Source organism: Lysobacter sp. Soil_C_15, assembly GCF_057657315.1.
In genome coordinates this window covers 152,940-166,636 of the sequence record NZ_JBDGIR010000002.1, presented here as the reverse complement: position 1 = coordinate 166,636, position 13,697 = coordinate 152,940, and the positions used below count along the sequence as shown (strand labels likewise).

Below are 13,697 nucleotides of genomic sequence, written 5' to 3'. Positions count from 1 at the left end.
ATTGCGCCTGCGATCCGCGAACAGCGCGCTCACGAGGTCAACACCACCGCGCTGGCCGCGTCCCACGACAGCCACAGCGTGTCGTCCCAGTCGTAATGCGGCTCGGAGCTGCGCGCGACGTGGGTCTCCTGCACCCGCAGCACCGCGCCGGACTCGGTCTGGACGTGGTAGATCGAGACGTCGCCCAGATAGGCGATGTCGCGCACCTTGCCGACCACCGCATTGTCGAAGCCGGCCGGGCGGGTGTCGTGCACGTCGATCTTCTCCGGACGCACCGCGATGCCGACCGCGGTGCCTTCCGGCAGCGGGTCGGGATGGCGCGCCAGCAATTCGCCGCCGACCCCGTCGCAGTGGATGCGCAGGTCGCCGCCGGCCGCATCGTGGCCGAGCACCCGGCCTTCGAGCAGGTTGATGCCGCCGATGAACTCGGCGACGAAGCGGGTCGAGGGGTATTCGTACAGCACCGCCGGGGTCGAGACCTGGACGATCCGGCCGGCGTCCATCACCGCGATCCGCGAGGACATCGTCATCGCTTCTTCCTGGTCGTGGGTGACCATGATGAAGGTGGTGCCGACCCGTTCCTGGATGCTGACCAGTTCGAACTGGGTGTGCTCGCGCAGGCGCTTGTCCAGCGCGCCCAGCGGCTCGTCGAGCAGCAACAGCTTGGGCTGCTTGGCCAGGGCGCGGGCCAGGGCGACGCGCTGGCGCTGGCCGCCGGAGAGCTGGTCGGGCTTGCGCTGGCCGAGCTGGGGCATGCGTACCAGTTCGAGCATGGCCTGGACCCGGTCGCGGATCTCGCCGGCGCTGCGCGGGGTTTCGCCGGGCAGGGTCTGCTTGAGGCCGAAGCCGATGTTCTGCGCCACGCTCATGTGCGGGAACAGCGCATAGCTTTGGAACATCATGTTGACCGGGCGCTGGTACGGCGGCAGCGCGGTGACGTCGACGCCGTCGATCAGCACCCGGCCGCGGTCCGGGCTCTCGAAGCCGGCCAGCACCCGCAGCAGGGTGCTCTTGCCGGAGCCGGAGCCGCCGAGCAGGGCGAAGAATTCGCCGCGATAGACGTCCAGCGAGATGTCGTCGCAGGCGTAGACCTTGCCGAAGGTCTTGGTCACCCCTTCGATGCGCACGAAGGGCTGTGCGGACGGGTCGCGCCAGGGTTCGGGCGCGGCGTTGCGGGACGGGACGCTCACCGCTTACTGCCCGCTCTTGATCCGGGTCCAGGCGCGTACGCGCTGGCGCTGCACGTCCTCGGGCAGGCTGGCGGGGTCGACCAGCTTGGCCCGCACCTCGGCCGGCGGATAGACGCCCGGGTCCTGGGCGATCGCCGGGTCGACCAGGGCGGTGGCGTCCTGGTTGGCGCTGGCGTAGGCGACGTGGTTGCTGATCGCCGCGGCGACCTTGGGGTCGAGCAGGTAATCGATGAAGGCGTGGGCGTTGCCGGGGTGCTTGCTGTCCTTGGGAATCGCGATCACGTCGACCCAGCGGATCGCGCCTTCCTTGGGGATCACGAAGCGCAGGTTCGGCGCCGGCTTGCCGGCCTGCTTGGCGGCGTCGAAGGCCACCGTGCTGGCCTGGGCGATGTCGCCGGAATAGCCCATCACCAGGCAGGCGTCGCCGTTGGCGAAGGCGTCCTTGTACTCGGCGTTGTTGAAGGTGCGCACGTGCGGGCGGATCGCGGCGTAGACCTTGCGCACCGCCTCGATCTCGTCGGCGGCGCCGGCGTTGGGATCGCGGCCGAGCCAGATCAGCGCCGCGCCGAAGGTTTCCTGGTCGTCGTCGAGCACGGTGATGCCGCACTTGGCCAGCTTGGCGGCGTTGGCCGGATCGAACAGCAGCGACCACGAATCCAGCGGCGCGTTCTCGCCGAGGGCCAGCTTGATCTTGTCGACGTTCAGGCCCAGGCCGGTGGTGCCCCACATGTACGGCACCAGGTGGGCGTTGCCCGGGTCGATCGAGGCCAGGTTCTGCAGCACCTGCGGGTCCAGGTGCTTCCAGTTCGGCAGCTTGCTCTTGTCCAGCGCCGCGTACAGGCCGCTCTTGACCTGGCGCTGGGCGAACGGCCGCGCCGAGGGGAACACCACGTCGTAGCCGGAGGCGCCGGCGGTGAGCTTGCTCTCCAGGGTCTCGTTGGCGTCGTAGACGTCGTAATTGACCTTCACGCCCTTGGCGGTCTCGAAGTTCTTGACCGTGTCGTCGGCGACGTAGTCCGACCAGTTGTAGACGTTGAGGACCTTGTCCTCGGCGCCGGCCGGGGCCGCGGTGGCGGCGTCGGGCTGCTTGCCGCCGCAGGCGGCGAGCAGCAGGGCGCAGGCGAGCGGGGCGAGGCGCAGGGTCACGGCAGTCTCCAGGAGGGAAGTTCGGCGATACGTTGGGCGCGATGTTCGGAGCCCGCCCCGGCGGTGTCAACGCGCCCGCCGCGCCGGGCGGCGAACGGCGGCCAATCCGGCCGGCATCTGCCAGGGATCTGCACCGATCCGGCCAGCTTGCGGTATCGTCGCAGCCCGCTCACCCTGCCCACCGCCCGACGGAGCCCGCCGATGCCGACTTTCCCCACCGCCCGCACTGCCGCCGCGCGCCTGGCGCCCTGGTGGCTGGCCTTGGCTGCGCTGGCCGGCGCGCCGGCGGCGATGGCGCAGACGGCAGTCGAGCCGGCAGCGACCGCGCCGGTCGGGGCGGCGCCTGCAGAAGCCGCGCCGGCCGAGGCCGAGGCGCCGTGGGCGGTGCACGGCGGCGTCGGCCTGCTCAGCGACTACGTCTGGCGCGGCGTGTCCCAGACCCAGGAGGACCCGGCGCTGCAGGCCGAGGTCAACCTGGAGCATCGCAGCGGCTTCTACGCCGGGCTGTGGGCGTCGAGCATCGACTTCACCGCGGCCGGCGAGGAAGACGACGGCATCGACTACGAACTCGACGGTTACCTCGGCTGGGCCGGCGAACTGCGTCCCGGGCTGGAACTGGACGTGGTCCTGACCCGCGCCGCCTATCCGGGCGCGCGCCGCGGTTACGACTACGACTACACCGAGTTGGAAACCACCCTGAGCTTCGCCGAGCACTACCACGTCGGCCTGGCCTATTCGCCGGACATTTTCGGCCTGGGCGGCAAGGGCTATTACTGGAACGCCGGCGGCGAATGGCCGCTGGGCGAGAGCGGCTTCGGCCTCAAGCTGCAGGTCGGCCATTACGACCTCGACGACGCGGCCGGCGACAGCTACCAGGATTATCTGATCGCGCTGACCCGCGAATTCGGCCCGGTGCAGGCGCAGCTGCAGTACACCGACACCTCCAGCTACGGCCCCGAGTTGTCCGAGGCGCTGGACGATGCCCGCCTGGCCGACGGCCGCGTCGCGCTGGCGCTGAGCTGGTCGTTCTGAGGCGAGGCGGTCGCTGCGCCTGTAGGAGCGGCGTAAGCCGCGACCCACCGCAGCGGTGCGCGCGAGCGTAGCCGCCGAAGTGCGCGGCAACCGGACGGCCTCACGCCAAGGCGTAGCTGGCTTCGGATGCCTCGCTATCGAAACACCGCTGCGACGGTCGCGGCTTACGCCGCTCCTACGACAGCCTGCCTCGCCTTCGCTGTTCCCCCCTTTGAAAAAGAGGGCGGGGGGATTTGCACTTGCTCTTTGCGTTTGCGTTCTGAGGCGAGCCGGTCGCTGCGCCTGTAGGAGCGGCGTAAGCCGCGACCCACCGCAGCGGTGCGCGCGAGCGTAGCCGCCGAAGTGCGCGGCAACCGGACGGCCTCACGCCAAGGCGTAGCTGGCTTCGGATGCTTCGCTATCGAAACACCGCTGCGACGGTCGCGGCTTACGCCGCTCCTACGACAGCCTGCCTCGCCTTCGCTGTTCCCTCCTTGAAAAAGGGGCAGGGGGATTTGCTTTTGCTCTTTGCGTTTTGCGTTCTGAGGCGAGCCGGTCGCTGCGCCTGTAGGAGCGGCGTAAGCCGCGACCCACCGCAGCGGTGCGCGCGAGCGTAGCCGCCGAAGTGCGCGGCAACCGGACGGCCTCCCGCCAAGGCGTAGCTGGCTTCGGATGCCTCGCTATCGAAACACCGCTGCGACGGTCGCGGCCTACGCCGCTCCTACGACAGCCTGCCTCGCCTTCGCTGTTCCCTCCTTGAAAAAGGGGCAGGGGGATTTGCTTTTGCTCTTTGCGTTTTGCGTTCTGAGGCGAGCCGGTCGCTGCGCCTGTAGGAGCGGCGTAAGCCGCGACCCACCGCAGCGGTGCGCGCGAGCGTAGCCGCCGAAGTGCGCGGCAACCGGACGGCCTCCCGCCAAGGCGTAGCTGGCTTCGGATGCCTCGCTATCGAAACACCGCTGCGACGGTCGCGGCTTACGCCGCTCCTACGACAGCCTGCCTCGCCTTCGCTGTTCCCCCCTTTTGAAAAAGAGGACGGGGGGATTTGCTCTTGCTCTGCCGTTGCTTTCGCCGCCGCATACGGTCCGCGGTCGCGGCTCGCGCTGCTGCTGCCCCAAAAAGACGGCCCTGTTCATGATTTTCCTAGGGTCATTCCCAGATTGACCGGGATTCCCGCGCGAAGACACTGGCGGCGTCACCCACGGAAAGGAGCTCGCCATGTCTTTGTTCGGTGATTTCGCCAGCGGCATCGGTCAAGCGTTGGGCGCAGGACTAGGATCGATCGCAGGACCGCTCGGGACCATGATCGGTCGCGAGCTCGGCGGCATGCTGGGCGATTTCATCGCCGATGCGGCGACCCAGTACCTCGGCCTGGCCAACGACGCGGCGCAGGATTCGGACCTGCCCGAAGTGGCCAAGAACGTGTTCGGCGCGGCCTACGACCTCGGCTTCCGCTGAGCGCCGCGCATGGACTCCGAACAACGCCGCGAGCAGTGGCTGGAACGCGTGCGCGGCCTGCGCGAGGCCGGTGCGATCGACGATGCCGACGAGCACGCGTTGATCCGCCAGTACGACGAACGCGCCCAGCGGCTGCGCGAGGAGTTGGCGCAACTGGTGCCGGAGTACCGCCGGCGCCTGAGCAGCGAAGGCGAGGCGCCGGCCAACCGCTGGCTGGCCGATGCCGCCGAAGCGATGGGCCGGCGCGATGGCGAGGAGACGCGCCAGGCCTTGGCGGCGCTGGAGCGGCGCGTCTGAGTCCGACGCGCTGCGCGCTGGCGTCGCCACCGCGCGCCTGAGCTCGACCGTGCCGCTGCCGCGGCATGAGGGGCCCGTCGCCGGCCATGAGCGGCGACCCGCGTTGCCGACCGGCCCTGTCGGCGATGCGCGAGGACCGGACGCAGCCCGCGTCCGGTCCTTTTTCTTTCGCCGCGTCGCTGGACTGTAGGAGCGGCGTCAGCCGCGACCATCCAGGCGGTGTTCGACGCGCGCTATCCGAAGCCCGGGCGCTGGGTCGGTTGCGGCACTGCCTGTGCCCGCGTATCCGCGATCTTCGGCCGGCGCGCTCACGTACACCGCTGCGGGTGTCGCGGCTCACGCCGCTCCTACAAGAAGCATCACTTCGGCGGGCCGCAGCACTCCGCCGCCAAGTCGTCGAGGATCGGGCAATCCGGCCGGTCGTCGCCGTGGCAGCGTTCGGCCAGCGCTTCCAACGTCCGCTGCATCGCCTGCATCTCGCGGATCTTCTCGCCGAGTTCGCGCGCATGCGCCTGCGCCAGTTGCTTGACCTCGGCGCTGGCGCGGGCGCGGTCGTCCCACAGGCCGAGCAGGGTTTCGATCTGGCGCATCGAGAAACCCAGGGTGCGCGAGCGCTTGATGAAGCGCAGCCGGTGCAGGTCGTTGTCGCTGTACAGCCGATAGCCGGCGACGCTGCGTCCGGCCGGCGGAATCAGGCCTATGCCCTCGTAGTGGCGGATCATCTTGGCGCTGACGCCGCTGAGCGCGGCGGCCTCGCCGATGTTGTGCAGGCCTTCGGCCTTGGCCTGGGCCAGTTCGGGCGGCGGCGCGGTGCGCGCGGTACGGCTCATGCGGCGGCTCCATCGGTAAGCGTCGAGCGGGCCGACGGGCGCCAGCGGCGCAGCAACAGGGTATTGGCCAACACGCTGACGCTGGAGAACGCCATCGCCGCCGCGGCGACGATCGGGTCGAGCCAGCCGAATGCGGCCAGGGCGATGCCGACCACGTTGTAGCCGAACGCCCAGAACAGATTCTGGCGGATCTTGCGCGTGGTGCGGCGGGAGATGTCGATCGCGTCGGCGACCAAGCCCGGCTCGGCGCGCATCAGGGTGATGCCGGCGGCCTGCATGGCCACGTCGGTGCCGCTGCCCATGGCGATGCCGACGTCGGCCGCGGCCAGGGCCGGCGCGTCGTTGACCCCGTCGCCGACCATCGCCACCGCGCCGTTGCCGCGCAGTCGCGTCACCGTCTCGGCCTTCTGCTCCGGCAGCACCTCCGCCCGCACCTCGTCGATGCCCAGTTCGCGCGCGACCGCCTGCGCCGCGCCCGGAGCGTCGCCGGAGATCATCACCGTGCGCAGCCCCAGCGCCTGCAAGCGTTGGATCGCCGCGCGCGCCTGCGGCCGCGGCGTGTCGCGAAAGCCGAGAACGCCGAGCAGGCGCTTGCCGTGCGCGTCGTCGGCGGCCAGCCAGGACACGCTGTGGCCGCTGTCGGCCAGGCGCTGCGCATCCTGCGCCAGCGCATCGCCGGCGATGCCGGCCTCGGCCAGCATGCGGCCGCTGCCGAGCAGCAACCCGCGTTCGCCGATCCGGCCGCGCAGGCCGCGCCCCGGCACCGCGCGCAACTCGCTCGCCTCGGCCAGGCGCAGGCCCTCGGCGCGGTCCAGGGTGGCGCGCGCCAGCGGGTGTTCGCTGCCGCGTTGCAGCGCCGCGGCCTGGGCCAGCAGCGCGTCGCGGTCGCCGTCGACGGCGATCCATTGCGCCAGCACCGGCCGGCCTTCGGTCAGGGTGCCGGTCTTGTCGAAGGCGACGGTGTCGATGCGATGGGCGATCTCCAAGGCCTCGGCGTCCTTGATCAGCAGGCCGGCGCGCGCGGCCACGCCGGTGCCGGCCATGATCGCGGTCGGCGTGGCCAGGCCCAGCGCGCAGGGGCAGGCGATCACCAGCACCGCGACCGCATTGAGGATGGCCCGGTTCCAGTCGCCCGTGCCCAGGCCCCAGGCGAGCAGGGTGATCAGGGCCAGGCCGATCACCACCGGCACGAACACCGCGCTGACCCGGTCGACCAGGCGCTGGATCGGCGCCTTCTTGGCCTGCGCGTCCTCGACCAGGCGGATGATCCGCGCCAACGCGGTTTCGGCGCCGACCGCCAGGGTTTCCACGATCAGCCGGCCTTCGCCGTTGATCGCGCCGCCGGTGACGCGGTCGCCTTCGTGGCGCGGCACCGGCAACGATTCGCCGGTGATCAGCGACTCGTCGACATGGCTGCGGCCCTCGCGGATGCGGCCGTCGGCGGCGATGCGCTCGCCGGGCAGGGTCACCACCAGGTCGCCGACCCGCAACTGGGCGATCGGCAGCTCGCGTTCGATCCCGTCGCGCAGCACCCGCGCCCGTGCCGGGCGCAGCGCCTGCAGGGCGCGGATCGCCGCGGTGGTCTGGCGCTTGGCGCGCGCTTCCAGCCACTTGCCGAGCAGGATCAGGGTGACGATCACCGCCGAAGTCTCGAAGTACAGCGCCTGGCTGTGGCCGCGCCACAGGTGGTACAGGCTCAGGCCGTAGCCGGCGCTGGTGCCGAGCGCGACCAGCAGGTCCATGTTGCCGCTGCCGGCGCGCAGGGCGTGCCAGCCGGCGCGGTAGAAGCGCGCGCCGAGCCAGAACTGCACCGGCGTGGCCAGGGCCAGCTGCAGCCAGCCCGGCAGCATCCAGTGCCGGCCGAACAGCAGGCCGGCCATCGGCAGCACCAGCGGCAAGGTCAGCGCCGCGGCCAGCCACAGGTGCCGGGTCTCGCGGCTCAGCGGCGCGCGCGGCGCGGCCTCGCCGCTGCCCGCCGCCGCCGCGGCGCCGGAGTCGCCGTCGGCCGCATCGGCATCGGCCACGGCGGCGGCGTAGCCGGCGCGCTCGACCGCGGCGATCAGCGTCGCAGGATCGAGCCCGCCGAAGTGCCGCACCCGCGCCCGCTCGGTGGCCAGGTTGACCTCGGCGGACAGCACGCCGGGCACGGCGTTCAGGGCTTTCTCGATCCGGCTGACACAGGAGCCGCAGGTCATGCCGCGCAGCGCCAGTTCGGTTTCGTCGCGGGTCACGGAATAGCCGGCCGCGGCCACCGCGCGTTCGATCTCAACGGCTGAGACTGGGCCGGCGGAGGCTAGCTCGGCGGTTTCGGTGGCCAAGTTGACGCTGGCCTCGCTGACGCCGGGCATGGCGCGCAAGGCTTTTTCGATCCGCGCCACGCACGAGCCGCAGGTCATGCCGGCTACGCCGAAGCGCAGGCGGACGGTGGGGGCGGCGGCGTGGGCGCCGGGCGGCGTGGCGGTGACGGTGGGGTTCGCGGCGGATGGCATCGCAGGGTCCTTCGCTGACGGTTCGGATTGCGAGGCAGTCTTGGGCTTCCCATGATGGGAAGGTCAAGCCGGATTCGCCAGGGCCGGCGCTGAACCGTTCAGCGGTGCCGGCCGGCAGGCAGCGGCGGCGGTTTTGCGGCGCAGAATCGGCCCAATGTTGAGCGGGGCGGGGATGCTTCCTCAGCCGACCCGCCGCTCCGCCGGAAGGGCGGCGCTACGCTGCAGCCGATCCGGCGTGGAGTTCGACCGCGCAACCGGATCCGGCCGCTCGGTCCCGCGAGTTCGCCGCACGCGCCCGCTACTAGCAGTCCGCTCCAGCCAGTTTGCTCCCGTGGGCCGCCCTGGCGGCCCGCTCCGTCCTCACCGGGCCGCGGCGACGCGGCGAACGCATGGTTTCCGACAGCGATATTCCCGACAGCGCAGCCCCTGCCGCCGCGGCCATCGACGCCGCCGTGCTCGACGCCTTCCATCCGGCGGTCGCGGCCTGGTTCCGCGCGGCCTTTCCGGCTCCGACCGGGGCCCAGGCCCTGGCCTGGCCGGCGATCCGCGCCGGCGGCGACACCCTGGTCGCGGCGCCGACCGGCTCGGGCAAGACCCTGACCGCCTTCCTGGCCGCGATCGACGCCCTGGTCCGCGAAGGCCTGGAGCAGGGGCTGCGCGACGAGGTCGCGGTGGTCTATGTCTCGCCGCTGAAGGCGCTGTCCAACGACATCCACCTCAACCTGGAAGCGCCGCTGGCCGGGATCGGCGCGGCGCTGCAGGCGATGGGCCTGGGCGACCCCGGCATCCGCACCGCGGTGCGCACCGGCGACACCCCGGCCGGCGAGCGCCAGAGCATGCGCCGCAAGCCGCCGCACATCCTGGTCACCACGCCCGAATCGCTGTACGTGCTGCTCGGCTCCGAATCCGGCCGGGCCATGCTCGGCGCGGTGCGCACGGTGATCGTCGACGAAATCCACGCCGTCGCCGACGACAAGCGCGGCAGCCACCTCAGCCTCAGCCTGGAGCGGCTGGGCGCGCTGGGCCAAGCGCGGCCGCAGCGGATCGGCCTGTCGGCGACGCAAAAGCCCATCGACGAAGTCGCGCGTTTCCTGGTCGGCACGCGACGCGTGGGCGCCGACGGCGCGCCGGACTGCGCGGTGATCGACATCGGCTACGCCAAACGCCGCGACCTGGCCCTGGAGCTGCCGGGCTCGCCGCTGAGCGCGGTGATGTCGCACGAACAATGGGACGAGGTCTACGACCGCCTCGCCGCGTTGGCGCGCGAACACCGTACCACTCTGGTGTTCGTCAACACCCGGCGCATGGCCGAACGGGCCGCGCGCCATCTCGGCGAACGCTTGGGCAAGGACGCGGTCGCCGCGCACCACGGCAGCCTGGCGCGCGAGTTGCGCCTGGACGCGGAACAACGGCTCAAGCGCGGCGAACTGCGGGTGCTGGTGGCGACCGCGTCGCTGGAGCTGGGCATCGACATCGGCGACGTCGATCTGGTCTGCCAGCTCGGTTCGCCGCGTTCGATCGCCGCCTTGCTGCAGCGCGTCGGCCGCGCCGGCCACCACGTCGGCGGCGTGCCCAAGGGGCGGCTGTTCCCGCAGTCGCGCGAGGACCTGGTCGAATGCGTGGCCTTGCTCGACAGCGTCCGCCGCGGCGAACTCGACGCGCTGCAGATTCCGCGCGCGCCGCTGGACGTGCTGGCGCAGCAGATCGTCGCCGAGGTCGCGGCGCGGGAATGGAGCGAGGACGCGCTGTACGACTGCCTGCGCGGCGCCTGGCCCTACGCCGGGCTGGACCGGGCCGAGTTCGACGCGATCGTGCGCATGCTCGCCGACGGCTTCACCACCCGGCGCGGGCCGCGCTCGTCCTATCTGCACCGCGACGCCGTGCACGGCCGCTTGCGCGCGCGCCGCGACAGCCGGATGACCGCGGTGATGTCCGGCGGCACCATTCCCGACACCGGCGACTACGCGGTGCTGTTGGAGCCGGAGGCGCACAGCATCGGCACGGTCAACGAGGATTTCGCGATCGAAAGCCTGGCCGGCGACGTGTTCCAGCTCGGCAACGCCAGCTACAAGATCCTGCGCGTCGAGCCGGGGCGGGTGCGGGTCGAGGACGCCCGTGGCCAGCCGCCGAACATCCCGTTCTGGCTCGGCGAGGCGCCCGGGCGCAGCGACGAGCTGTCCCATTCGGTGTCGCGCCTGCGCGCCGGAGTGGATGCCGCGCTCGAACAGCATCCCGATCCCGCCGCGGCGGCGCAGGCGCTGCAGCAGCGCTACGCTTGCGACGGCGAAAGCGCGGTCCAGCTGATCGATTACCTGGGCCGCACCCGCGCCGCGCTCGGCGTGGTGCCGAGCCAGGACGTGCTGGTGTTCGAGCGCTTCTTCGACGAGTCCGGCGGCACCCAGCTGGTGATCCACTCGCCCTACGGCAGCCGGATCAACCGCGCCTGGGGCCTGGCCCTGCGCAAGCGCTTCTGCCGCAAGTTCAATTTCGAACTGCAGGCGGCGGCGACCGAGGACGCGATCGTGCTGTCGCTGTCGACCAGCCACAGCTTTCCGCTGGAGGAGGTCGCGCGCTACCTGCATTCGGCCAGCGCGCTCGACGTGCTGACCCAGGCCCTGCTGGACGCGCCCTTGTTCCCGGTGCGCTGGCGCTGGAACGCGACCACCGCGCTGGCGCTGCCGCGCTTCGTCGGCGGACGCAAGGTCGCGCCGCAGCTGCAAAGGATGAAGAGCGAGGACCTGCTGGCTACCGTATTCCCCGATCAGGTCGCCTGCGCCGAGAACCTGGCCGGCGAACGCGAGGTGCCCGACCATCCGCTGGTCGCGCAGACCCTGCACGACTGCCTGTACGAGGCGATGGACAGCGCCGGCTGGCTGCGCCTGCTGCAACGGCTGGAGGCCGGCGAGGTGCGGGTGGTCGGCCGCGACGTGGCCGCGCCGTCGCCGATCGCCGCCGAGGCGATCAATGCGCGCCCCTATGCCTTCCTCGACGATGCGCCGCTGGAAGAGCGCCGCACTCAGGCGGTGATGGCGCGGCGCTATGCCGACGCCGACGGCGCCGGCGACCTGGGCCGGCTCGACCCGCAGGCGATCGAGGCGGTGCGCGAGGAGGCCTGGCCGGAGGTGCGCGACGCCGACGAGATGCACGAGGCGCTGATGGGGCTGGGTTTCGTCGCCGTCGAAGAGGCCGATGCGCACGACTGGAACGGCTGGCTGGAAGCATTGGCCGGCGCCGGCCGCGCCACCGCCCTGCGCCTGCACGGCGCCGACGACGCGATCGGCGGCTGGGTGGCGACCGAAACCCTGCCGCAGGCGCAGGCGCTGTTCCCGCAGGCGGCGGCCGAGACCGCGGTGACCGTGCCGGCCGAGTTCCTGGCCACGGCCTGGAGCGGCGAGGACGCGTTGACCGAGTTGCTGCGCGCGCGCCTGACCGCGCTGGGGCCGGTCACCGCGCCCGCCTTGGCCGCGGCGATGCGGCGGCCGCGCGGCGAGCTCGACCTGGCCCTGCTGCGCCTGGAGAGCGAAGGCTACGTAATGCGCGGCCGGTTCGGCCGCGACAGCCTGCTCGGCGGCGAGGAGGAATGGTGCGAACGGCATTTGCTCGCGCGTATCCACCGCTACACGGTCGGCCGCCTGCGGCGCGAGATCGAGCCGGTCGAACCGCGCGATTTCGCCCGCTTCGCGTTCGACTGGCAACACCTGGCCCGAGCCGAGCGCATGCACGGGCCGCAGGCGCTGCGCGCGGTGCTGGAACAACTGGAAGGTTTCGAGGCGCCGGCTTCGGTGTGGGAAAGCGAGCTGCTGCCGGCGCGCGTCGCCGACTACGACTCGCAATGGCTGGACGAGCTGTGCGCCGCCGGACGGGTGACCTGGGCCAGGCTGCGTCCGCAGGCCGCCGGCGCCGACAGCGCGCCGCAAGGGGTGCCCAGCGTGCGCCAGACCCCGATCGTGCTGCTGCCGCGGCGCGCGCTCGGCGACTGGCGGCTCAGCGCCGACGCGGGGTCCGACCCGGCGCCGGTGTCTTCGCGCGCGCAGCGCGTGCTCGACGTGCTGCAGGCGCGCGGGGCCTCGTTCTTCGACGAGCTCGAACGCGCCGCGCATCTGCTGCGCACCGAGCTGGAAGAGGCCTTGGGCGAATTGGTGGTGCGCGGCCGCATCACCTGCGACAGTTTCGCCGGCCTGCGCGGCCTGCTGGTGCCGGCGTCCAAGCGCGCGGCCACCCACGGTCACCGCCGCCGGCGGGCGATGCTGACCGACCTGCAGGATGCCGGGCGCTGGTCCCTGACCCGGCCGCAGGAGGATGCCGTCGCCGATGCCGGCGACGGCCCCGCCCAAGCCGCTGCGCGTCGCGGCGAAGCGATCGAGCACATCGCCTGGCGCCTGCTCGAGCGCTACGGAGTGGTGTTCTGGCGCCTGATCCAGCGCGAGGCCGGCTGGCTGCCGCCGTGGCGGGACCTGTTGCGGGTCTATCGGCGCCTGGAAGCGCGCGGCGAGATCCGCGGCGGCCGTTTCGTCGCCGGCATGAGCGGCGAACAGTTCGCCCTGCCGGACGCGGTCGCGGCCCTGCGCAAAGTGCGCCAGCGCGAGCGCGACGGCGAGATCGTCTGCGTGTCCGCGGCCGACCCGCTGAACCTCACCGGCAGCGTCCTGGCCGGCACCAAGGTGGCGCGGATCCCGGGCGCGCGCATCGCCTTCCGCGACGGCGTCGCCATCGCCGCGCTGCTGGCCGGGCAAGTCGAGGAGTTCGAACCGCTGCCGGCCGAGCTGCGGCGCGAAGTGCAGCAGCGCCTGACCCGCCGCCCCAGCGGCGCCGCCGCCGCGGCCGCGGCCAGCCTGGACGAAGCGCTGCGCAATCTAGCCCGGCCGTGACCGCCACGCCCGCGCCGCCCCTGTAGGAGCGGCGCAAGCCGCGACCAACCGCAGCGGTGCATGCGAGCGCTGAAGCCGAAGACGCGCAACGCCAAGCCGCTCGGTACGCGACTGCAATACGCGACCGTCTTGCCGGACTTCGGCCGCATCGCTCGCGTCCGTCGCTGCGGCTGTCGCGGCTCACGCCGCTCCTACAAAATCGGTCGCGGCTGACGCCAGCGGTCGCGGCGGTTAGATCGTCCGGACGCGCCCCCCTGTAGGAGCGGCGTAAGCCGCGACCAACCGCAGCGGTGCACGCGAGCGCTCAAGCCGAAGACGCGCAACGCCAAGCCGTTCGGTACGCGACTGCAATACGCGACCGTCTTGCCGGGCTTCGGCCGCATCGCTCGCGTCCGTCGCTGCGGCTGTCGC

Annotated in this window: 8 protein-coding genes; 4 read left to right on the top strand and 4 right to left on the bottom strand. The window is 71.9% G+C overall.

Annotated elements, in window-relative coordinates:
• Positions 1-29: 29 nt before the first annotated feature.
• A complete protein-coding gene (locus AC3A57_RS04760; RefSeq protein WP_487577850.1) occupies positions 30-1,190 on the bottom strand; it encodes an ABC transporter ATP-binding protein in 1,161 nt (386 codons plus the stop codon).
• Between the two features lie 3 nt (positions 1,191-1,193).
• Positions 1,194-2,336, bottom strand: a complete 1,143-nt coding sequence (locus AC3A57_RS04755) for a polyamine ABC transporter substrate-binding protein (RefSeq protein WP_487577849.1) — start codon at positions 2,334-2,336, stop codon at positions 1,194-1,196.
• A gap of 201 nt (positions 2,337-2,537) precedes the next feature.
• On the opposite strand from AC3A57_RS04755, the gene AC3A57_RS04750 reads away from it, so the two are divergent.
• The 3 genes from AC3A57_RS04750 to AC3A57_RS04740 all read left to right on the top strand — a co-directional run bounded on the left by AC3A57_RS04750 (position 2,538) and on the right by AC3A57_RS04740 (position 5,099).
• A complete protein-coding gene (locus tag AC3A57_RS04750; protein WP_487577848.1) occupies positions 2,538-3,368 on the top strand; it encodes a TorF family putative porin in 831 nt (276 codons plus the stop codon).
• A 1,278-nt stretch (positions 3,369-4,646) separates the two neighbouring features.
• On the top strand, positions 4,647-4,802 hold the full coding sequence (locus AC3A57_RS04745) for a hypothetical protein (RefSeq protein ID WP_487577847.1): 156 nt from the start codon (positions 4,647-4,649) through the stop codon (positions 4,800-4,802).
• Between the two features lie 9 nt (positions 4,803-4,811).
• Entirely contained in the window at positions 4,812-5,099 is a 288-nt protein-coding gene (locus AC3A57_RS04740; protein WP_487577846.1) for a hypothetical protein, read from the top strand.
• Positions 5,100-5,458: 359 nt separating this feature from the next.
• Here AC3A57_RS04740 and cueR read toward each other — a convergent pair whose 3' ends face one another.
• Positions 5,459-5,929 carry a Cu(I)-responsive transcriptional regulator gene (gene cueR, locus AC3A57_RS04735; RefSeq protein ID WP_487577845.1) on the bottom strand — a complete coding sequence of 157 codons (471 nt, stop codon included), beginning with the start codon at positions 5,927-5,929 and terminating at the stop codon, positions 5,459-5,461.
• On the bottom strand, positions 5,926-8,418 hold the full coding sequence (locus tag AC3A57_RS04730) for a heavy metal translocating P-type ATPase (RefSeq protein ID WP_487577844.1): 2,493 nt from the start codon (positions 8,416-8,418) through the stop codon (positions 5,926-5,928). The genes cueR and AC3A57_RS04730 overlap by 4 nt, the downstream gene beginning before the upstream one ends.
• Before the next feature lie 389 nt (positions 8,419-8,807).
• Here AC3A57_RS04730 and AC3A57_RS04725 point away from each other — a divergent pair, with 389 nt between their 5' ends.
• Complete coding sequence (locus tag AC3A57_RS04725) at positions 8,808-13,286, top strand: DEAD/DEAH box helicase (RefSeq protein WP_487577843.1); 4,479 nt, start codon at positions 8,808-8,810, stop codon at positions 13,284-13,286.
• Positions 13,287-13,697: the final 411 nt, after the last annotated feature.

Coding starts and splice junctions, on each gene's coding strand:
- AC3A57_RS04750 (WP_487577848.1), top strand. CDS start 2,538: ATGCCGACTTTCCCCACCGCCCGCACTGCCGCCGCGCGCCTGGCGCCC.
- AC3A57_RS04745 (WP_487577847.1), top strand. CDS start 4,647: ATGATCGGTCGCGAGCTCGGCGGCATGCTGGGCGATTTCATCGCCGAT.
- AC3A57_RS04740 (WP_487577846.1), top strand. CDS start 4,812: ATGGACTCCGAACAACGCCGCGAGCAGTGGCTGGAACGCGTGCGCGGC.
- cueR (WP_487577845.1), bottom strand. CDS start 5,929: ATGAGCCGTACCGCGCGCACCGCGCCGCCGCCCGAACTGGCCCAGGCC.
- AC3A57_RS04730 (WP_487577844.1), bottom strand. CDS start 8,418: ATGCCATCCGCCGCGAACCCCACCGTCACCGCCACGCCGCCCGGCGCC.
- AC3A57_RS04725 (WP_487577843.1), top strand. CDS start 8,808: ATGGTTTCCGACAGCGATATTCCCGACAGCGCAGCCCCTGCCGCCGCG.